This is a genomic window from Clostridium acidisoli DSM 12555 (assembly GCF_900176305.1).
GTDB classification, from domain to species: domain Bacteria; phylum Bacillota; class Clostridia; order Clostridiales; family Clostridiaceae; genus Clostridium_I; species Clostridium_I acidisoli.
In genome coordinates, this window is sequence record NZ_FWXH01000019.1 from 16,340 (window position 1) to 38,429 (window position 22,090).

A 22,090-nucleotide genomic window follows, 5' to 3' on the forward strand; every position below is an offset into this window, starting at 1 on the left:
CTAACCTATACTTCCTTCTAATTCTAATTTTATAAGGTTATTCATCTCTACTGCATATTCAAGTGGAAGTTCTTTCGCAATAGGTTCTGCAAAACCTCTTACTATCATCGCCTTAGCTTCCTCTTCACTTATGCCTCTAGTCATAAGATAAAATATTGCCTCATCACTTATTCTTCCTATCTTAGCTTCATGACCAATATCAACCTCATCATTTAATATATCAAGTACAGGAAGTGTATCTGAACGTGAAATATCATCAAGCATTAGAGATTCACAAGATATAGAAGACTTAGTATGATGAGCATTTGGCGCTACCTTAACAGCTCCTCTATATACTGCGGTTCCTCCGCTTTTTGATATTGACTTTGTATTCACTGTAGAAGAAGTGTACGGTGCTGCATGAACAACTTTAGTTCCAGTATCAAGATGCTGTCCTTTTCCTGCAAATGTTATACCAGTAAATTCTGCCCTTGCTCCTTCTCCTTTTAATATACTCATAGGATAAAGCATAGATATCTTAGATCCAAAAGATCCCGAAACCCATTCAATTGTTCCATTTTTCTCTACCTGGGCTCTTTTCGTATTAAGATTTAACATATTTCTAGACCAATTTTCTATTGTAGAATATCTTAAAGTAGCCCCTTCCTTCACAAATAGCTCAACACATCCAGCATGTAAATTTGTAACATTGTATTTTGGTGCTGAACAACCTTCTATAAAATGAAGTTTAGCTCCTTTTTCTACTATTATAAGCGTATGTTCAAACTGACCTGCACCAGGTGAATTTAATCTAAAATATGACTGCAAAGGTATTTCTACATCCACGCCTTCTGGTACATATACAAAAGAACCTCCTGACCAAACAGCTCCATGAAGTGCTACAAATTTATGATCATTTGGTGGAACAAGTTTCATGAAATATTCTTTTACTATGTCTTCATATTCATTAAGCGCTGATTCCATATCGGTATAGATAACTCCTTGCTTAACAAGTTCTTCTTTTATACTGTGGTATACAACTTCTGAATCATACTGCGCACCAACTCCAGCAAGTGATTCTCTTTCTGCTTTCGGAATGCCTAGTTTTTCAAAGGTGTCCTTAATATCCTCCGGTACTTCATCCCAGTTTCCTTTCATATCTGTATCTGGTTTAACATATGTAACTATGTTATCCATATCCAATTCTTCAAGAGAAGGTCCCCAAGTTGGTAGTTCCATTTTATTGTATATTTCAAGTGACTTAAGTCTAAAGTCTATCATCCAATCTGGTTCATTCTTTTTTGTAGAAATTTCAAGAATAATTTCTTTTGTTAATCCCTTTTTAGACTTGTAACTAAATTTATCTTCATTTTTAATATCGTAAAAACCTCTGTCCATATCTTCAATTACAGTTTTCTTTTTCTCCATGAGAGTACACCTCCTTATGCGTTTACTTCAATATCTTTGAACTCAGCAAAGCCATTATTATTTACTTCTTCTACTAAGGTAGCATCTCCAGTTTTAACAATTTTACCATTTAAAACTATGTGAACAAAATCGGGCTTTAAATTATCTAATATTTTGCTATTATGAGTTATTATTAGCACTGCATTATCATCATTTTTAAATTTATTTACACCATTTGAAACTATCTTAACAGCATCAACATCAAGACCTGAATCTGTTTCATCCAATATTGCAAGTTTTGGATTTAACATCATCATTTGAATTATTTCATTTTTCTTTTTTTCTCCACCTGAGAAACCTACATTTAAATATCTTGAAGCGTAACTTTCATCAAATTTTAAAAGTTCTAGTTTTTCTTTAAGTTCTTTTCTAAATGCCATAAGTTTAAGTGGCTTTCCAGTTGCTGCAGATCTTGCACTTCTTAAAAGTCCTTCAACAGTTATTCCTGGAACTTCTTCGGGGGATTGGAATGATAAGAATAAGCCTTTTCTTGCCCTTTCATCTGTCTTTAGTTCCGTTACATCTTCGCCTTCAAAAAGAATGCTTCCGCTAGTAACTTTATATCTTGGGTGACCCATTACTACATTTACCAAAGTTGATTTTCCGGCTCCATTAGGTCCCATTATTACATGGACTTCGCCTTTATTTATTGTCAAATCGAGACCTTTTAATATTTCCTTGCCATCGGCCTCTGCATGTATGTTCTTTATTTCTAAAAGTTTATTTGCCATAATTTTCTCTCCTAAACTATTTTTAATCCCGAGCGTTTCACTCTGATATACTATATTTTAAAGCTCGCTTTATTATTTGTCAATAATTATTATTTTCAACTTGCATATTTATGAAAAGTAAAGCTTTTCAATACTTCTAAAGGATAAAAAAATAAAGATTGCAATTGCAATCTTTATTTTTTTATCACCTACACACTATGCATAAAAGCAATTATAATTTAAGTTCTGGAACAACATTTGGTGCTTCCTCTCCATTAAGAACCTTTATTGCATTTTCTGCTGCCATCATAATCATGTCAGAACGTGTTTTTTCTGTTGCTGAACCTATATGTGGAAGAAGAACTACATTATTAAGTTCCAAAAGCGGATTATCTTTTTTAATTGGTTCATGTTCATAAACATCAAGTCCAGCACCTAAAATTTGTCCATTTTTAAGTGCTCCTATAAGTGCATGTTCATTTACAGTCTGCCCTCTTGAGGCATTTATAAATATTGCTGTATCCTTCATCATTTCAAATTCACGGTAATCTACAAGCCTATATGTTTCTTTTGTAAATGGTGTCATCAATACAATAAAATCTGATTTTTTTATTAAAGTCTCAAAACCAGCATATTTTATTCCAAGCTTTTCTTCTGCCTCTATTTTTCTATGCCTATTATAATATAATACTTCCATATCGAAACCAAATTTTGCTCTTTTAGCTATGGCCTCTCCAATTCTTCCTAGTCCTATGATTCCTATAGTCCTATGATGAACATCAATTCCAAATAAATTCTTTTCGTCTCCAACATGCCACTTATTATTTCTAACGTATCTGTCAAGTTCAACAGCTCTTCTAGCTGTACTTAGGATAAGTGTAAACACAAGATCGGCTACGGAGTCATTCAAAATATTTGGTGTATTTGTTCCAACTACATTTCTTTCCTTCATAGCTTTTAAGTCAAAATTGTCATACCCTACTGCAGTGTTACATACAACCTTTAATTTAGGTGCTTTACTTAGAAGTTCTTCATCTACCTTTATATCTCCGGGTATTATTAGTCCATCTGCATTTTGTATTGCTTCTAGCAGCTTTTTTCTTGGTATTCCGCTATTTTTATCCCACATTCCACAATCACAATATTTACTAATGTATTTCACTACTTCTTGACCTGCATTTTTAGCTATAAAAACTTTAGATTTATCCATATTGTGCCACCCCTTTTAAAATGATATTTTTATTTAATTATATCATAATCAAATATGTGAAAGTTCAGCTGTCTATAATTCAATAATTAATCTTCTTTATACAATCTTTAATCCAATCTATATAAGTTTTTTCTCTCATAATTGCACCATTTAAAACAATATAATCACCAAATTCAGGTGAAGATACTTTTGATACATTCTTTTTCTTTGAAAGCTCCTCCATGGAACTCTCTAGATACTTTAATCTTTTTAAATGTTTTACTAACGCACTTTGGAATTGTTTTAACAAAATTTCATTATCCATTTCATCACAAAAATAAGCTTTAAGCCTAAAAACATCCTTTGGTGTCGGTTCTAATGGCTCATCTCTTTCAAGCCATTTTCTTAAGCAACCTTTCCCCTTTTCAGTTATTGTATACAACTTTTTTTCTAATTTTTCACCTTGAATAATAACTTCATATGAAATTAACTCTTCATCAGTTAATTTTTTTAATTCAGGATAGATTTGACTATGTTTAGCATACCAAAAATCAACTAATCCACTATTAAATTCTTTTGTTATATCATAGCCTGTTAATGGCTTTCTATTAATCAATCCTAGGATTGCATATTTTAAAGTTCTCATATACTGTGCACCTCATTCTTTCTCATTATTATATTATCATGCTTAAGCGTTAAGTAAAATACAATATATTCATTTTAACATGTAAATGTTGACATGATTTAATGCAAAAGAATATAATATATGTAAAGGCAATAAATTAATTGTTTTAAAACGTTTAATTATGTTAAACCTTTAACTATTGCTTAAAATATAAATTTAGGAGGGCCATTTATGAACAAGTATAAAAAATTGTTTGAGCCAATTAAAATTGGAAAATGTGAAATAAAAAATCGTTTTGCATTAGCACCAATGGGACCACTAGGTCTAGCTGATAGTGAAGGTGGCTTTAATCAAAGAGGAATTGATTATTATACTGAACGAGCAAAAGGTGGAACAGGTTTAATAATTACAGGTGTTACATTTGTTGATAATGAAGTTGAAGAACATGGTATGCCTAATTGTCCATGTCCTACACATAACCCTGTTCAATTCGTTAGAACGGGAAGAGAAATGACTGAAAGAATACATGCTTACAATGCAAAGGTATTTTTACAAATGTCAGGTGGTTTTGGTAGAGTTACAATTCCAACTAATCTTGGAGAATTCCCACCAGTTGCACCATCTCCAATTCAACATAGATGGCTTGATAAAACTTGTCGAGAACTTACAATAGAAGAAATTAAGTCCATAGTTAAAAAGTTTGGCGATGGGGCTTATAATGCAAAAAGAGCTGGATTTGATGGAGTACAAATTCATGCTGTTCATGAAGGCTATCTTATAGATCAGTTTGCTATTTCATTATTCAATCATAGAACTGATGAATATGGTGGAACCCTTGAAAATAGACTTCGTTTTGCACGTGAAATAGTTGAAGAAATTAAAAATAGATGTGGAGAAGATTTCCCTGTAACCCTTAGATATTCACCAAAAAGCTTTATTAAAGATCTTAGAGATGGAGCACTTCCAGGTGAAGAATTTGTTGAAAAGGGTAGAGATATTGAAGAAGGTATTGAAGCTGCTAAATTACTTGTATCTTATGGATATGATTCTTTAGATACAGACGTTGGATCTTACGATTCATGGTGGTGGAGTCATCCCCCAATGTATCAAGAAAAGGGCCTTTACAGACCATATGCCAAACTAATGAAGGAAACTGTAGATGTACCAGTTATATGTGCAGGAAGAATGGATGATCCAGATATGGCACTAGAAGCTATTGAAAACGGAACATGTGATATCATAAGTCTTGGCAGACCTCTACTTGCAGATCCTGATTATGTAAACAAATTAAGAAGCAATAATTGTAAATCAATTAGGCCTTGCATATCATGTCAGGAAGGTTGTATGGGACGTATTCAACATTATTCAATGCTTAACTGCGCTGTAAATCCTCAAGCTTGTAAAGAAAAGGATAATGCACTTACACCTATATTAAAGAAGAAAAAAGTTTTAGTAGTTGGTGGAGGAGTAGCTGGCTGTGAAGCTGCTAGAGTTCTTGCTCTTAGAGGTCATGAACCTGTACTTTACGAAAAAAATGACAAATTAGGCGGAAATCTTATACCAGGTGGAGCACCAGACTTTAAAGAAGATGACCTTGCTTTAGCTGCTTGGTATGCAAATACATTAAAGGACTTGAATGTTGCGGTTAACTTAAATAGCAAAGTTACAAAAGAACAAATTTTAGCTGCTAATTATGATAGCGTAATAATTGCTACAGGTTCTACTCCAAAAGTATTCCCACTTGGAGATGATGAAAAAGTATTTACAGCAGCAGATGTTTTGATGGACAAAAAAGATTGCAAAGACACTACAGTTATAGTTGGGGGTGGCTTAGTTGGCTGTGAACTTGCACTTCATCTTGTTAAAAAAGGCAAGAAAGTGACTATAGTAGAAGCCTTAGATAAAATTCTTGCATTAAATGGGCCTTTATGCTCTGCAAACAGCGACATGCTTGAAAAGTTGATTCCGTTTAACAATATTGATGTAAAAACAAATTCAAAAGTTAAAACATATAAAAATGGAATTCTTGAAATGGAAACAAAAAATGGAATTGAAAAACTTGAATGTGATTCAGTTATACTTTCTGTAGGATATAAAGAAGAAAATTCTTTATATAAAGAACTCGAATTTGAAGTTCCAGAAATATATCTTTTAGGAGATGCACGTAGAGTATCTAACATAATGTATGGAATTTGGGATGCTTACGAGGTTGCAAACCACATATAATAAAGTGAAACTTGCACTCAGATGGGGTTTTGTTTTTGACACCATCTGAGTGTTAGTTTAACAAATCCAGCGCTTAGCATCCGTTAACTCAATGCTTGCATAAGTGAGAGTCTTACGGATGGTAGCGAATGGATAAAACTAAAGAAATAACAAGTCAAACTATCTATTTTTCATAATTTGGCTTGTTATTTTTTTCATATGCTTAAATTCTAAGTAGTTCTATATTGCAAAGTACAGGTTAAGGGTTTTTACTCTACTGCGTGAGTAAAAAAGTGAAAGATTGCCACGAGGCGGCAAGATTAAAGAATTAACGATGATAGCGTTAATGGTGAGAGAATTTGCTTTCAGCAAAAGGTTCCTGTTACGTAAGTAACTTCTCTCACCTTTGACGGCCTTGGCATCGTCAAATCTTTCATCTAGCCTAAGGCTTTCTTTAACCTTTTCATCTAGCTTTAGCTATGATGAAAATCTTTAGTTTTTGCTTCGCAATTTCTTACTATTATAAAATAATACAATATTTAATTCTATTTTATACTTTTTAATAAGTTAGCCATCTCAATAGCGGAAACTGCTGCATCATATCCCTTATTCCCAGCCTTAGTTCCTGCTCTTTCTATTGCCTGCTCAATGGAGTCCGTAGTTAAAACCCCAAATATAACTGGTTTTCCTGACTTAAGTCCCACTTGTGCTACTCCTTTAGAAACCTCTGCACAAACATAATCATAATGTGAAGTTGAGCCCTTTATTACTGCTCCTAGGCATATTACTGCATCATACTTATCACTTTTAGTCATTTTATCTGCTACAAGCGGTATTTCAAAGGCTCCCGGAACCCATGCAATATCAATTTCTTCATCCTCTACGCCATGTCTTTTTAAACCGTCAATAGCACCAGCTACAAGTTTTGAAACTATAAATTCATTAAACCTTCCAGCAACAATACCAATTTTTAATCCCTGTGCAACTAATTTTCCCTCATAAATATTCATCTTTTTCCTCCTGTTAATATAAATAATTTTTTACATAGTAGTGATCTATTATGAATAAATCACATTTATTGGACACCACAATTAAAATTCCAATAAGTGTCCCATCTTGCTCTTCTTAGTTTTTAAATAAAATTCGTCAACCTCATTGTAGTTAATTTGTATAGGCACTCTTTCTAAAACATTAATCCCATACTCAGATAGCTTTTCTATTTTTTCAGGATTATTTGTCATAAGCCTTATATTGTTTAAACCTAAATCATTTAAAATGTCAGCTGCAATGTTGTATTCTCTTAAATCCGCATCAAATCCTAATGCCAAATTTGCCTCTACAGTGTCCATGCCCTCATCTTGAAGTGCATAAGCTTTAAGTTTATTTATAAGGCCAATTCCTCTTCCTTCCTGCCTCATATAAACTAGTACCCCAGTACCCTCTTCTGCTATTCTTTTCATAGCAGCATCATACTGCTCACCACAATCACATCTTTTTGAACCAAGTGCATCCCCAGTTAAACATTCAGAATGAACTCTAACAAGGATGTTATCTTTGTTTTTAATATCACCTTTAACAAGTGCAACATGATGTTCTGCATTGATTTTATTCACATATCCATATATCTTAAAGTCACCATATCTTGTAGGAAGTTTAGTTTTAACAACCTTTTTTACTAAGTTCTCATGGATTTTTCTATACTCTATAAGTGATGCCACTGTTATGATTTTCAAATTATGTTTTTTAGCATATTTCATTAAATCTGGAACCCTTGCCATAGTTCCATCCTCATTCATTATTTCACATATAACCCCAGCACCCTTAAAGCCAGCAATTTTAGCTAAATCAACAGCTGCTTCTGTATGACCAATTCTTGTAAGCACACCTCCTTCTCTTGCTCTCAGTGGAAATACATGTCCTGGTCTTCTAAACTCTTCTGGCTTCGAATCAGCCCTTATGGCTTTTTTAATCGTCATAGCTCTTTCAAATGCAGATATTCCTGTTGTAGTATCTATATAATCTATAGATACAGTAAATGCAGTCTCGTGATTATCTGTATTGTTTTCTACCATTGGACTTATGTTTAACTTTTCAAGCATTTTTCCTTCCATTGGCATACAGATAAGTCCCCTTGCATATTTGGCCATAAAATTTATGGCTTCACCTGTCACCTTTTCAGCTGCCATAATGAGGTCACCCTCATTTTCCCTATTTTCATCATCTACAACTATTACAAGCTTTCCATCTTTTATATCCTTAACTGCTTCTTCAATTGTATTAAACATAAAATTCCACTCCTTTTATCTATATAAATCCATTTTGTTTTAAAAACCCTAAATCCATTTTTTTATTTTCTTTTTTTTCTGCATCTAAATTAAGCAATTTTTCAACATACTTACTAAGTACATCACATTCAATGTTCACCATTGAGCCCTTAATCTTTTTCAGTAATATTGTTTCCTTTGCTGTGTGTGGTATTATTGATACTTTAAAGCATTTATCATCTACATAAGCCACAGTTAAGCTTACTCCATCAAGTGCTATTGAACCTTTTTCTACTATATATCTTAAAATGTCACCATCTGCTTTTATTGTTATCCATACAGCATTATCTTCTTTTTGAAGGTTTAGTATCTCACCTATTCCATCTATATGACCAGACACAATATGCCCACCTAGTCTATCTTGAAGTCTTAATGCCCTTTCTAAATTTACCTTTTCACCTATTTTTAAGTTTCCTAGATTACTTCTTCTAATTGTTTCTGCCATAACATCTGCAGTAAACCTTGAATTATTCATATTTGAAATTGTAAGGCATACTCCATTTGTACTTATGCTATCACCAATTTTTAAACCAGTTAAAATATCACTAGCCTCAATAGTTAATCTTGATGATTTTTCTCCCTTTTCAATAACTTTAACAGTTCCTTCTCCCTCAATTAAACCTGTAAACACCTTATAATCACCTTCTTATTCCCATGATCTATTAAACTCTTTGTTTAAATCTCTGCACTCTTTTTCTAGAACTCCAACTGTCACCTCTATACCATGTTCTTTTAAAATTTCTATGCTTTTTCCTTTTACAAGAGGGTTAGGATCTACATTACCAATTACAACCCTTTTTAGTGCGTTTTCCATAACTGTATTTACACATGGTGGTGTTTTACCATAGTGGCAACAAGGTTCTAAAGTTACGTAAAGGATACCTCCCTGTGCACTTTGTTTTAAGCTACTAATTGCATTTACTTCTGCATGTGGTCCACCATAGATTTCATGATATCCTTCACCAATAATCTGTCCATCTTTTACAATTACTGCTCCAACCATAGGATTAGGTTTAACATTTTCTCCTCCTTTTTTTGCAAGTTCCAATGCTCTTCTCATAAAAAATTCGTCCACTTATTCTCACCTCTTCAAAAAATAGATGCCCTGAGTAAACTAAACTCAGGGCATCATAAAACTACAAAATATAACATAAAAAGTAAAGCTCTGAAATATAAAATTTCAGAGCTCAAAAACAAATAAAAGTAACATAATTACCTTATTATCTTCTTTCATCCAGACTTTACTGTCGGCTTCGGAATTTAACCGAATCTACCATTATGGTTCGCGGGCTTTACCGCCGGTAGGGAATTTCACCCTGCCCCGAAGACTTACATATTAAATTATAATTTAAAGTTACATCAACGTTATAAATTTGTCAAGTATTAATATAAATACCCCTTAAATATAACATCACTTCCTACTATTTCATGAGTTACTTTTTTTAATACAAGTGCATCTCTCATCTTTTCGATTCCCTTACCACCTACAGGCGTTACTGCACCTTTTCCTCCTATAATTTTAGGTGCAACTACAGCATAAACTTTATTTACAATACCACTATCAAAAGCAGAACCTAAAATTGCACCTCCACCTTCTATATAAAGGGAATCAATTCCTATTTTTCCTAAAGCTTTAACTATATCTTTAAAATCAATGTATCCACTTTTTTCTTCTAACTTCATTACATTTACTTTTTTGTGTAAAAAATAATTTTCTCTTTCCTTAGCTATATTGGTAGATGCAATTATTAGTGTCTTTGTATTATCATCCACCTTTAATACATTAGAATCATTTGGTATATCTCCATATTTAGAAATAATAACTCTAAGTGGATTTGATATTTTAGGACAATCCAATCTTGTGTTTAACATTGGATTGTCCAGTTTTACCGTGTTTTCTCCAACTAATATTGCAGCTACTCTTTGCCTCAGTTTATGCACAAATTTTAAACTATCTTCATTACTAATCCACTTTGAATCACCTGTTCTTGTAGCAAGCTTTCCATCTAAGGTCATTGCCCATTTTGTAAATACAAATGGAATCCCATTTTTTATATAGTGAATGTAAATCTCGTTTAATTCTTCACATTCATCTCTTAGCAACCCTGTTTCTACTTGTATTCCTTTTTCTCTTAAAAGATTTACAGTTTTACCTTTGAGTACTGGATCTAAAATACCAAAATATATATTTTTTATGCCGTTTTTTAAAATTACACTTATATCCTCATTACCTAAACTTGCTTCCATATTTAAATATAAACTAGCTCCTTGCGTATTTTCTGTAGAATTCTTTATTGCCTTTATTTCAGCAACTTCTGCTTTAGTTCCGTCAAAATATCCTTCACCAATTATATTATTGTCCTTTACTAAAACGGCTCCATAAAGTGGTTTTGGATTTACAAATCCTGAGCCCTTACTAGCAACTTCTATAGTCCGTTTCATAAATTCATACTTCAAAATCATCACCACCTAAAAATTCGATGCATTTTGTTCAAATTTATCATAAAAAAAATTTAAAATCAATATAGATAATAGTAGGTACCTACCAATATTAATCTTTTATTAGATCATTTAAAATATTGTTATAATTATAGTAAAACAATCATATGTATGTAGATACTGTACTTATTTAATGGTGTATTATTTAAGTATTGCATTTTTTTACAAAAACATTTATAATCATTATATACTTTATTTGTAAGGAGGATATATTTTATGGAAAGTGAACAAGAACAAAAAGTTGGTGCTGGTATAAAGACGATTGCAATTATAGAACTTGTTTTTGAAACCCTTGGATTATTAAGTTCGATTTTTTACCTTGTTTTTAAAGACAAAATAAACTCTGCTGTACAAGCAGCCGGTGTGACTACTAATGTTTCATCAAGCACTTATGTAATTGCTTTAATTACATCAATACTTATAATTATATCTGTTATTCTAATTTTGCTTAAGAATACAATTGGTGTATTTGGTTATTTTATCGTTTATATTGCAAACATAATATACTCAATTGTAAAAGTTGGTAAGTTTAGCCCTGTTATGTTAGTTTCATTTATACTACCTATATTAATGGCTATTTTTATTTATAGAAAGCGATCTATATTTAAGATAAGCAGAGGCGAAGAAGAATAAATAGTGCTAGTTGTGACTTTAAGTCACAACTAGCATTTATTTTTTATAGCTTCTTCTATTTGCATTAGATTTTTTATTGCCAAAAATTTTTTATTATATCTTGAGTTGTTTTTTTCAAGCATTAGAACCCCCTTCATTCCAATTTTTTCTGCTCCCTCCACATTCACCTCTTTGTTGTCTATAAAAATTGCCTCTTCAGGTTCTATATTTAGTTCTTTAAGCGCTGTAGTAAAAATTAACTTATCCGGCTTTTTAACTCCTACTTTTGAAGACATTATGAAAGTTGAAAAATACTTCCTTAATCCAATATTTATAAAAGCTCTCTCTAATGATGGACACGTATCAGCTATTACTCCTAGTTTGTAATTTTCACTTAATATCGGAATAATTTCTAATACTTCGTTAGGAAATAAAAATTTATCATCATTGTATACACTATCTTTAGTAATATCAAATATTTGTTCTTCTGAAAGTTTTATACCAATTGGTTCCTTTGCAATGATTTTATAAAACTCCAGAAAACATCTAAACTCCTCTTCTTCCGTTAATATAAACTTTTGTTCATCAATATATCTGGTTGCTTTTTTGATTGCCTTTATTAGTAGAATATAATTAAATATATTTGTTTTGTTAACGTTTACTATCTTATTGAAGTTAGGTGGAATAAACCAATTGCCTGTTCTTGGATGATTAAGAACACGACTTGAGTCAAATAAAATTGCCTTTTTCTGCATAAATAGAACCTCCAAATTCTCAGTGTCAAACCCTTATTGTTTCAATATCTTCAATTCATCATTTTACTAATATTGTAATATTAGTTATATACTATAATACTTCATTTAGAGAACTATAGCAATACTTATATATTATTAAAATAGTAATTATATGTTGACATAAAATAATTTATTTAATATAATATCTATAATTTATAAGAATTAAAGCATTGAAGAGAATAAGTAAATTTTATGGAGCTTAAAAGAGAGTTATCGGCTGGTGAGAGATGCAAAGCGAAATTAAATTGAATACGTCTCAGAGCAGCTCTCCGAAAGATAATATCTATTAGGCAGTTGACGATTTTGCACACGTTATAGTGCTAGGGTATAAACAAATTTGTTTTGTCGTACCTGAAAAGTTAATTATCGTGAGGTAATTATAAACCAAGGTGGTAACACGTGATTAGTACTCTCGTCCTTTATTTAGGACGGGAGTTTTTTTATCCATTCGCTACCATCCGTAAGACTCCAACTTATGCAAGCATTGAGTTAACGGATGCTACGCGCTACACTTTAGTTCAACTAACACTCAGATGGTGTCAAAACCAAAACACCACCTGAGTGCAAGTTTCACTTTATTTAAGGGAGGATATAAGCTATGAAATCTGTAGAAGAACAACTAAAAATTATAATGAAAGGCGTTGATGATATAATTGGTCTTGATGAGCTAAAATTAAAGCTTAAACAAAATAGACAATTAACAGTCAAGTTAGGACTTGATCCTAGTGCACCAGACATACACTTAGGTCATACTGTGGTCTTAAGAAAAATTAAACAGCTTCAAGATTTAGGTCATAATGCCGTGCTTATAATTGGTGATTTTACCGGAATGATTGGAGACCCAACTGGTAAATCTAAAACACGCAAAGCATTAACAAAATCCGAAGTACTTAAAAATGCTAAAACTTATGAAGAACAGATATTTAAAATATTAAATAAAAACAAAACACAAATTAGATTTAATAGTGAATGGCTAGCTAAACTTACTATGGAGGATGCTTTAGATTTAGCCTCAAGCATTACAGTGGCTAGAATGCTTGAACGAGATGACTTTAAAAATAGATATGAAAGCAACACTCCTATATCTATTCACGAATTTTTTTATCCACTACTTCAAGGTTATGATTCAGTGGCAATAAAAGCTGATATTGAACTTGGTGGAACAGATCAGAGATTTAATGTTCTTATGGGAAGAACTTTGCAAAAACAAAAACATTTAGAACCCCAGGCTACAATATTTATGCCCCTCCTAGAAGGCATAGATGGAATAAAAAAAATGAGTAAAAGCCTTGGAAATTATATTGGCATTGACGAATCACCTATAATTATGTATGAAAAGGCCATGAAAATCCCTGATTCACTTATTGTAAAATATTATAATTTAATTACTGATGTTCACCCAGATGAAATTAAATTTATTAAAAAAACTTTATCTGAAAAAAATACAAATCCTAGAGATATAAAAATGTCCTTAGCTAGGGAGATTGTAAAGCTATATCACGATGAAGGTGAAGCTATAAATGCTGAAGAGCATTTTAAAAATGTTTACCAACAAAATCAAATTCCAAATGATGTGCTAACAATAGAAGTTTCTAAAGATTCCTTTGATATAGCAGCTGTTTTAGTAAATAATAATATTGTTTCTAGTAAAAGTGAAGTAAGAAGACTGGCTATGCAGGGTGGTTTAAAAATAAATGATGTGAAACTATTTGATATAAACAAACTTCCTAATACCTCTACCCTTAATATACAAATAGGCAAAAGAAAATTTATTAGAATAATACTAAGCTGATTTTTGTTAAAGTCTTAGAACCTTACAATGCATCCTAATTTTAAAAAATTTGTTGTATTTTGCGGAAAAAAGTGTAATAATATTCCTATGAATTTAATATTATTGATAACTATATACTGATACTAGCACACCTACTGAAAAGTAGGGTCGCAAAACTATGGGTCTAAGGGGATTTTTCCTATGATTGCCAAGTAGCCAAAATATAGTGAATTTTTTTGTTTTTTTGGCGTTCATTTTTTATAATGATACGCCTTTATTTTTTATCCATAATTATGTTTTTTACAGAGGAGGAATTTGAATGTATAAAAATGTACACATAGTAGGTGTTGGCAGCTATCATCCTAATAAAATCTTGAAAAATGACTATTTTGAAAATCATTTCAGCAAGTATGACAAATCTGAACATGCCATTGGTTTAGCAACTAAATTAGGAAGAGAAACAAGAACTCTAGCTAATGAATATGAAACTAGTATAACAATGGGACTAGAAGCAGCAAAAGATGCTCTTGAGAAAGCTAAGCTAAGTGCTCTTGACATAGATGGCATAATATCTGTTTCTGACACTCCAGAGTATTTAACACCTTGCTGTGCATTATTGTTTAAAAATGCGTTAAAAGCAACTAATGCTACTAATGTATTTGATATGAACAATGATTGTATAGGTATGATAACCGGAATAGACATTGCTGCAAGATATCTTAAAACTGATAAAAAGTACAAAAGATTTTTAGTTATTGGTTCTATCCTTATGAGCCCTTTTGCAAGAGAAGATGATTTAGTAATGTATTCTTGTTTTTCTGATGGTGCAGCTGCTGTATTATTAGAGGTTCGTGAAGAAGCTGAAGAAAGAGGCATTCTTGATTCAAAAATGTTTACTGATTCAAGTTTCAATGAGCATATAAGATTTCCTGTTTGCGGTTTATCCAATATGTGGAAAGATGAGATTGATGAATATAATCGAAAAATCATGTGGGATCCCTTTGATTTTAGCTTTCTTTCAGATGAGTGGACAAAATTAATAACGGGATTATTAAACGACAGTAACTATTCTGCAGCTGATATAAGTCATTATTTTATGTCGCAGTTTTCAAAGTTCGATTTAGATTTAACTTTGGACAAATTATCAGTGGAAAATTCAAAGGCAACTTTCATTGGAAACAAATATGGATACACCGGATGTACTAGCCCTTTCATGGCATTGGATGATAGGCTTAAAATTGAAAGTTTTGAAAAAGATGATTTAATAGTATTTTGCTCAGTTGCTGCTGGATACTCAATGGCTGCTGTTTTATATAAATGGTAAATATTAAAAGTTTTAATTAGAGGAGTTGAATTTTTGTGGACATCACAAATAGTATGGTTGTTAAATATCAGCAAAAAGTTCTAAAATTTGTTTTAATTTTATATTCATTAAGCGCTGCCTTAGCTGCTATTCTTTTTATTATTTTAAAAATTCTAGGGATTTTTAATGAATTACCTTGGTCACAGCTTATTATATTTTCTGGAGTGGTCATATTAGAAATAATTATATTCGGTTTTATGCATAAACAAACTGCTAATCCTAAAAACTGGTCCTGGGCTTTTAGGAACTTAAAGATATCTATAGTCTTAATATGTTATATAAATTATATGTTTTTAAACATAATGGTTCCATCAAAGGAACTTTGGGTAGTAGTTTTTTATTTCATAATTTTAGGTGCCTTATTTTTAGATATCAAAATGATATCTTCTTCAATTGCAGTTAGTATTTTTTGTGAAATAGCTTTGTTTTTTTTAAAGCCTTCCCTTATACCTGATAAGCAATTTATTATAAGGGAACTTTTGATAAGATCCATTGTAATATGTTTCATATCCTTTGGTATTTTTATTTTTACATATTTAGCAAACATACTTCTTAAAGAAGTTAATGAAAATGAACGTGAACTTAATACAAAAAACCAACATATCACAGAACTATTCAATAAAATTTCAGAGTTTTCCAATGTAATTTTAGATTCAAGTAATATGTTAACTTCTGCTATAGAATCAGAAAATTCATCTATACAAGAACTTGTTTCTACTAGTCAGTTAATTACCAAAGACTCTAATGAAATGCTTGTTAAATCCAATAAAAACAATGATACTTTGTCAACTTTATTGAATGTAAATGAAAATGTATCTTCTAAAGTTATGGAACTTGCAAACCAATCTTCTGATTTAATAACCACTACAAATAAAAATGAAATATCACTAAATGAGCTTTTAAGCATAATAAGCGCTATAACAAAAAGTACAAGCTCTACTTATGTTTCTATTTCCGCTTTAGAAGAGAAATCCAAACAAATAGATGAAATAATCCTAGCTATAAGCAGTATTGCAGATCAGACAAATTTATTAGCATTAAATGCCAGCATAGAGGCTGCAAGAGCTGGAGAGGTTGGAAAAGGATTTGCTGTTGTTGCAGAAGAAGTAAGAGTGCTTTCTGAAAACACCAGGAGTTCACTTGAAAACATAGGTTCTATAATTTCTGAGTTTAAAAGTGATATACACACGGTTAAGATTTCAATGACTGAAAGCAATGAAAAAATAAACTCTGGTGAGACCTTAGTAAACAGAACCGTAAGCGAAACAATAAAAATGCTAGACAGTCTTAAATCCTATTGTATTAGTATAGATGACATAAACGCTCTAGTTCAAACCTTATTAGATGAAACTAAAAATGTAGTAAATTTTAACTCTAGTATAGCTGATTTGACTTCAAATACCATTGCAAAATTTACTGCTGTTGATGAAGCTATTAATCAAACAGCTGCTACTAGCGAAGAAATAATAGCAAGTTCAGAAGAACTAAAATCTACTGCCACTGAAATGAATACTTTAGTAGAATAAAAAAAGGAGTCCTTCGGACTCCTTTAAACCACATATGCATCTATAATCTTTTTTAATTCTATTTCATTTAATTGAATCCACTCATTAAATTCCTTGTTGTCTTTTTCTAGCCTTGTGGCAATCTCATATAGAAACTTTGGTACTTCCTCTTGTCTAATATCTCCATAGTAATTACCAAGTTTAGTTTTACCCACTCCGAGATTCCCTCCTAAATGTAGTTCAAATACATTCAAAAGTTTTCCTTCTACCTTTTTCATTTTACCGCAAAATCCAATTTCACCTATTTCATGTACTGAACAAGAGTTTGGACACCCTGATATGTGAACTTGTGGCAATATATCTTTTACAAAATTATTCTTTTTAAAGTAGTCAACTATTTCTCTTAAAGTACTTTGAGTGTTTAAAACTCCCATCTGACAAGTTGGTACTCCAATACAGGCTACAGAATGTTCAAGACGTGTAGTTCCACCAATTTCTTTTGTGAGTTCAAGTAATTTTTCAGCTTCTTTCCCATTTAAATTCCTAATATATAATCCTTCAGTCATAGTAAGTCTAATTTCAGCACTGTCTATATCTTCTATTGAATCCAATATTAATTTTAAATGTTTTATTTCTAATTGTCCCCCAACTGGATGAACATACACACTATATAAGCCCTTTTGCTTCTGAGAAAATAACCTTGGATTTTCTAAAGCTGTTTCAACACCAAGCTTATTATAAATTTTTCTATTTACATCAATCTCTAAGTTCCCACGTTCTCTTACCTTTTTAAGATATCTATTATAGCAGTTTATAAATTCTTCCTTGCCCATTCTCTCCATAATATATCTAATACGAGCTCTTCCCTTGTTTATATAATCGCCTTCATTTATAAAAAGCTCGGTCATTGCCTCTACATGGTATATCACATCTTTTGGATTAACTAACTCTGGAAGCTTAGCTGACAATTTAGGATTTCTACCAAGTCCCCCTCCTAAATAAACGTTAAAATATTCTCGCCCATTTTCTTTTATTGCTACAAATCCAAGGTCTACAACTGTTGTGTGCGAATCATCTTTGCTGCTGCTTGAAAACGAGACTTTTAACTTTCTTGGGAGTTTATAGGTGTAAATCTTACTTAAAAAATGCTCACCAACAGCTAGTGCATATGGTGATACATCAAAAGCTTCTTCCTTATCGACTCCAGATAATGGAGATATTGCAACATTTCTTGGAAAATTTCCACCTGCTCCTCTTGAATACAAGCCATTTTTTATACCTTCACTCATGATATCACATACCTGGTCAATACTAATACCATGAAGTTGTACTGCCTGACGTGTTGTAAGATGTATTGTCTCTATATTACATTTATTTGCAAAATCATAAATTAGTTTAATATTTTCTAAAGACGCTATGCCTGATGGAATTCTAAATCTTATCATAAATTCCTTACCACTACGATGAGCATATACCCCCATACCTCCTGATTGACCCTTAAAATCCATCTTGTTTACTTTACCGTTTAAAAATTTATGTCCAAGCTTTCTGAAATCTTCAACTTCGCTAAGTAAAACCTGATTTAACTCTCTCATATATAACACTCCTCTAGATATTCACATTGCAATATTATTATGGTTATAGTATACTTTTTTTCAACCAATAAGTATAATATATCTTTTTTATTATACCTATTAGTATTTTTAATAGATAGGGTGATAATTATGATTGAAGAATTAAAAACTTTTATTGCTGTTGTAGATAAAAATAGCTTTACGAAAGCTGCAAAATCCATTAATATATCACAGCCTAGTGTAAGTTCACACATCCTTGCCTTAGAAAAATATTTTAATGCTAGATTAATAGAACGCTCAAATAAACAGCGTAAAATATTAATTACACAACCTGGAGAGATTTTATATAAAAAAGCTAAACAAATCATATCTTTTTTGGATGAAGCAAAAGATGAACTTAGCAATTACGAGCACTCTTTATGTGGTACTTTAAAAATAGGGGCAAGTATGACTATTGGAGAATTTTTACTTCCATCTATTTTAGGTGAATTTATTAAAGAATTTCCTAATGTAAAATTGGATGTTACAATAGAAAATACAAAACACATTTATGAAAAATTCATAAATTATGACATCGACATAGCTTTAATTGAAGGTACAGTTCCTGTACAAAACTATACTTATAGGAATTTTTATGAAGATACCATGGTTATTGTCACACCTGCATCTTTTTCCTTAGACACTAATATAAACTTAAAGGAATATTTATCAACTCAGACTTGGATACATAGAGAAGAAGGATCTGGAACAGGTGAAAATCTAAATATATTCTTAAATAACGAATCCATATCACCAAAAAATTTTATAATTTTAGGAAGTAATTATGCAATCAAGGAAGCTGTGAGAAATGGGCTTGGTGTAACTTTTATATCCTCATTAGTTGTTAAGGAGGCTTCCACTACCGGAGAGATTAAAATTATATCTACAAAAACAAAATATAATAGGTTTTTTTCATATTTAGTTCATGAAAAAAACCTATCAAAACTTCAAAAATTATTTCTTGAAAAGCTAGAAACATATAAAAACAGTTAAATTACATCAAAGCTATAACCATTATCTTTTAAATATTGAATTACCTGTGGAAGTGCTTGTACAGTATTTTTCTTTGCAGCTGCATCATGCATTAAAATCACAACACTCTCTGCACCTGTATATCTTCTTAAATTATTCATAAGTACTGGTACTGTTGGATTGTATGCTTCTGCATCTCCAGTTTCATCATTCCAATCTACATAAGTGTAACCATTTCTTGTTACCTCAGCTTTAAATGGATCTAATCTATGTCCAAAAGAACCACCTGGAAATCTCATTAATTTAGAATTATAGGTATCACCCAATATATTTCTTAAAACCACATTGCACCTGTCCACATCCTTCATAAAATTTTGTGGGCTTTCCCTGTAACTTATTTCATGGCTATAAGTATGATTTCCTATAGTATGTCCATCTGCAGCTTCTCTTTTTACAAGGTCTGCATTTCTTTCAGCATTTTGGCCAATAATAAAAAAGGTTGCTTTAATTTTATTTTCATCAAGTATTTGTAATATTGATGCTGTATTTACTGAAGGTCCATCATCAAAAGTTAAATATGCAACTTTTCTGCCATCATTTCTTTTTGTTCTCCATGGAGCATATTCTCCTGGTGGCTCACTAGTCACCTCATTTACTGTCTTAGGAATATCATCAACACTCGGAACACTTTCCTCTATGTTTACTGCACTTTGCTCACCGTTAGTACTACTTTCCTTTTTCTTGGTAGTTGCTTCTTCTTTAATTTTTTTTACCGTTTTCACATCTGTTTTTCTATTATTGGCTACTTCAAAGCCTTTTCTATCAAAACTTTGATTTAAAATTATTAATGTTATAAGTCCAACACTTAGTGCTACAACTATTGCCAACAACGTCAATTGTTTTTTTGCTTTTCTAGCCTTATTTTTTTTTCTTCTTAACATGTGTGTCTCCTATTTTTATTCTATTATATTTATAATTTTACAATAATATTATTTTTTAGTCCATATATTTCAAATATTTACTAAATCCTTTATAAGTTAATGTTATAATATAATTGTTAGTTTATATATACTAGAATTGTTAAGAATTCTTTAAGACATGTTAATGATGGAATAATCTAATTCCAGAACAAGCCATTACCATTTCATACTCATTACAGGCCTTAACTACAACATCATCTCTTATAGAACCACCTGCTTGAACAATATATTTAACTCCACTTTGGGCTGCTCTGTCAATGTTATCTCTAAATGGGAAAAATGCATCTGAGCTTAAGGATACTCCATTAAGTTTAGAAAGCCATTTGCTTTTCTCTTCCTTAGTAAGTTTTTCTGGAATCTTGGTAAATATGTTGCTCCAATTTTTTGTTTCTTCTTTAGTTATATCATCTCTAAGATACTGATCAATAGCATTATCTTTGTCTGCTCCTTTTATATTTTCTTTAAATTGCAGATTTAAAACCACTGGATGCTGTCTTAAAAACCATAGATCAGCTTTTGATGCTGCAAGTCTTGTACAATGAACTCTTGATTGTTGTCCTGCTCCTATTCCTATTGCCTGACCATTTAATGCAAAACAAACAGAATTTGATTGGGTATATTTTAGTGTTATTGTTGCAATTATTAAATCTCGTTTTACCTCTTCTGTAATTTTGTTGTTATATGTTACAATATTTTTCAGAATATCATCGTTTATAAGAATGTCATTTCTTTTTTGCTCAAATGTTATACCATATATTTCTCTTTTTTCAATTACTTCTGGCGTATAATTCCAGTCCATTTGAATTATACAATACCTCCCCTTTTTCTTTGATTTTAAAAGTTCTAATGCCTCTTTACTATATCCTAGAGCGATTATTCCATCTGAAACCGATGTTTTTAATATCTTAGCTGTAGCTAAATCTACAATATCACTTATTGCCACAAAATCTCCATAGGAGGACATTCTATCCGCACCTCTAGCCCTTGCATATGCACAAGCTGCTGGTGTTAACTCTATATCTTCTACTGCATATGCCTTTTTAAGTTCATCACTTAAAGGTAATCCCACAGCCGCTCCTGCGGGACTTACATGTTTAAAAGAAGCTGCTGCTGGCAAACCTGTTGCTTCTTTTAATTCTTTTACTAGCTGCCATGCATTAAGCGCATCCATGAAATTAATATATCCCGGTGTACCATTTAGAATTACAAATGGCAGCTTGTCATCTTTAACATAAATTCTTGCTGTTTTTTGATGTGGATTACAGCCATATTTAAGTATAACTTCTTCATTATTCATTATTTATCTCCTCCTAAAGTTTAAACACAAAAAAGCCTGGGTAATTTTAACACACTTTTACCCAGGCGGTCGATAACTTTTTAATCACGCTCCCTATGGTTACATCCATTTCCGCCAGTTACATGATTTCTTCATTTTTTAAAATTATATTATATGTGATGTCTTATGTCAATATTACTTAATGT

General features: G+C 31.5%; 18 protein-coding genes, 1 pseudogene, 3 riboswitches and 1 other annotated feature. Of the genes and pseudogenes, 6 read left to right on the plus strand and 13 right to left on the minus strand.

What is annotated here, in order from left to right; translation table 11 throughout:
• The 4 genes from sufB to B8978_RS15990 all read right to left on the minus strand — a co-directional run bounded on the left by sufB (nt 1) and on the right by B8978_RS15990 (nt 3,991).
• Nucleotides 1–1,407, minus strand: a complete 1,407-nt coding sequence (gene sufB / locus B8978_RS15975) for a Fe-S cluster assembly protein SufB (RefSeq protein WP_084117304.1) — start codon at nt 1,405–1,407, stop codon at nt 1–3.
• Nucleotides 1,408–1,421: 14 nt separating this feature from the next.
• Entirely contained in the window at nt 1,422–2,177 is a 756-nt protein-coding gene (sufC, locus tag B8978_RS15980) for a Fe-S cluster assembly ATPase SufC (protein ID WP_084117305.1), read from the minus strand.
• A 211-nt stretch (nt 2,178–2,388) separates the two neighbouring features.
• Nucleotides 2,389–3,366, minus strand: a complete 978-nt coding sequence (locus B8978_RS15985) for a 2-hydroxyacid dehydrogenase (protein WP_084117306.1) — start codon at nt 3,364–3,366, stop codon at nt 2,389–2,391.
• 79 nt (nt 3,367–3,445) lie between these two features.
• The gene (locus tag B8978_RS15990) at nt 3,446–3,991 is read right to left on the minus strand and encodes a PadR family transcriptional regulator (protein ID WP_084117307.1); all 546 of its coding nucleotides are present in this window, start codon (nt 3,989–3,991) and stop codon (nt 3,446–3,448) included.
• Between the two features lie 210 nt (nt 3,992–4,201).
• Between B8978_RS15990 and B8978_RS15995 the strand changes: the two genes are divergently transcribed.
• Nucleotides 4,202–6,196: an oxidoreductase gene (locus B8978_RS15995; protein ID WP_084117308.1), complete on the plus strand. Its 1,995-nt coding sequence runs from the start codon at nt 4,202–4,204 to the stop codon at nt 6,194–6,196.
• Nucleotides 6,197–6,720: 524 nt separating this feature from the next.
• On the opposite strand, the gene ribH is transcribed toward B8978_RS15995, so the two are convergent.
• The 5 genes and pseudogenes from ribH to ribD (B8978_RS16020) form a co-directional block, all read right to left on the minus strand.
• Nucleotides 6,721–7,185 (minus strand): 6,7-dimethyl-8-ribityllumazine synthase, encoded by a 465-nt coding sequence (ribH, locus tag B8978_RS16000; protein WP_084117309.1) that lies wholly within the window; start codon nt 7,183–7,185, stop codon nt 6,721–6,723.
• Between the two features lie 81 nt (nt 7,186–7,266).
• Nucleotides 7,267–8,460, minus strand: coding sequence for a bifunctional 3,4-dihydroxy-2-butanone-4-phosphate synthase/GTP cyclohydrolase II (locus tag B8978_RS16005; protein ID WP_084117310.1), 1,194 nt, complete (start codon nt 8,458–8,460; stop codon nt 7,267–7,269).
• 19 nt (nt 8,461–8,479) lie between these two features.
• Nucleotides 8,480–9,130, minus strand: coding sequence for a riboflavin synthase (locus B8978_RS16010; RefSeq protein WP_084117311.1), 651 nt, complete (start codon nt 9,128–9,130; stop codon nt 8,480–8,482).
• 30 nt (nt 9,131–9,160) lie between these two features.
• Nucleotides 9,161–9,574 (minus strand): annotated as a pseudogene (ribD, locus tag B8978_RS16015) (bifunctional diaminohydroxyphosphoribosylaminopyrimidine deaminase/5-amino-6-(5-phosphoribosylamino)uracil reductase RibD); the annotation flags it as partial.
• A 143-nt stretch (nt 9,575–9,717) separates the two neighbouring features.
• Nucleotides 9,718–9,832: riboswitch (FMN riboswitch) on the minus strand.
• A 50-nt stretch (nt 9,833–9,882) separates the two neighbouring features.
• On the minus strand, nt 9,883–10,956 hold the full coding sequence (gene ribD / locus B8978_RS16020; protein WP_176212730.1) for a bifunctional diaminohydroxyphosphoribosylaminopyrimidine deaminase/5-amino-6-(5-phosphoribosylamino)uracil reductase RibD: 1,074 nt from the start codon (nt 10,954–10,956) through the stop codon (nt 9,883–9,885).
• A 258-nt stretch (nt 10,957–11,214) separates the two neighbouring features.
• Between ribD (B8978_RS16020) and B8978_RS16025 the strand changes: the two genes are divergently transcribed.
• A complete protein-coding gene (locus B8978_RS16025) occupies nt 11,215–11,631 on the plus strand; it encodes a hypothetical protein (RefSeq protein WP_084117314.1) in 417 nt (138 codons plus the stop codon).
• A 29-nt stretch (nt 11,632–11,660) separates the two neighbouring features.
• On the opposite strand, the gene B8978_RS16030 is transcribed toward B8978_RS16025, so the two are convergent.
• Nucleotides 11,661–12,365: an HAD-IA family hydrolase gene (locus tag B8978_RS16030; RefSeq protein ID WP_084117315.1), complete on the minus strand. Its 705-nt coding sequence runs from the start codon at nt 12,363–12,365 to the stop codon at nt 11,661–11,663.
• A 200-nt stretch (nt 12,366–12,565) separates the two neighbouring features.
• Nucleotides 12,566–12,827 (plus strand) — a binding site (T-box leader).
• A 175-nt stretch (nt 12,828–13,002) separates the two neighbouring features.
• Between B8978_RS16030 and tyrS the strand changes: the two genes are divergently transcribed.
• The 3 genes from tyrS (at nt 13,003) to B8978_RS16045 (ending at nt 17,064) form a co-directional block, all read left to right on the plus strand.
• Nucleotides 13,003–14,196 (plus strand): tyrosine--tRNA ligase, encoded by a 1,194-nt coding sequence (gene tyrS / locus B8978_RS16035; RefSeq protein WP_084117316.1) that lies wholly within the window; start codon nt 13,003–13,005, stop codon nt 14,194–14,196.
• Between the two features lie 114 nt (nt 14,197–14,310).
• A riboswitch (cyclic di-GMP riboswitch) is annotated at nt 14,311–14,396 on the plus strand.
• Between the two features lie 98 nt (nt 14,397–14,494).
• The gene (locus B8978_RS16040) at nt 14,495–15,499 is read left to right on the plus strand and encodes a ketoacyl-ACP synthase III (protein ID WP_084117317.1); all 1,005 of its coding nucleotides are present in this window, start codon (nt 14,495–14,497) and stop codon (nt 15,497–15,499) included.
• Nucleotides 15,500–15,534: 35 nt separating this feature from the next.
• Nucleotides 15,535–17,064 (plus strand): methyl-accepting chemotaxis protein, encoded by a 1,530-nt coding sequence (locus B8978_RS16045; protein WP_242950580.1) that lies wholly within the window; start codon nt 15,535–15,537, stop codon nt 17,062–17,064.
• A 23-nt stretch (nt 17,065–17,087) separates the two neighbouring features.
• Here the strand turns inward: B8978_RS16045 and B8978_RS16050 are convergent, their stop codons facing one another.
• Nucleotides 17,088–18,638, minus strand: coding sequence for a nitrite/sulfite reductase (locus tag B8978_RS16050; protein ID WP_084117318.1), 1,551 nt, complete (start codon nt 18,636–18,638; stop codon nt 17,088–17,090).
• Nucleotides 18,639–18,767: 129 nt separating this feature from the next.
• Between B8978_RS16050 and B8978_RS16055 the strand changes: the two genes are divergently transcribed.
• A complete protein-coding gene (locus tag B8978_RS16055) occupies nt 18,768–19,649 on the plus strand; it encodes a LysR substrate-binding domain-containing protein (RefSeq protein WP_084117319.1) in 882 nt (293 codons plus the stop codon).
• Here the strand turns inward: B8978_RS16055 and B8978_RS16060 are convergent.
• Nucleotides 19,646–20,569: a polysaccharide deacetylase family protein gene (locus B8978_RS16060; protein ID WP_084117320.1), complete on the minus strand. Its 924-nt coding sequence runs from the start codon at nt 20,567–20,569 to the stop codon at nt 19,646–19,648. The genes B8978_RS16055 and B8978_RS16060 overlap by 4 nt on opposite strands.
• 160 nt (nt 20,570–20,729) lie before the next feature.
• Nucleotides 20,730–21,905: a phosphoribosylaminoimidazolecarboxamide formyltransferase gene (locus B8978_RS16065; RefSeq protein ID WP_084117321.1), complete on the minus strand. Its 1,176-nt coding sequence runs from the start codon at nt 21,903–21,905 to the stop codon at nt 20,730–20,732.
• 52 nt (nt 21,906–21,957) lie between these two features.
• Nucleotides 21,958–22,037: riboswitch (ZMP/ZTP riboswitch) on the minus strand.
• Nucleotides 22,038–22,090: the final 53 nt, after the last annotated feature.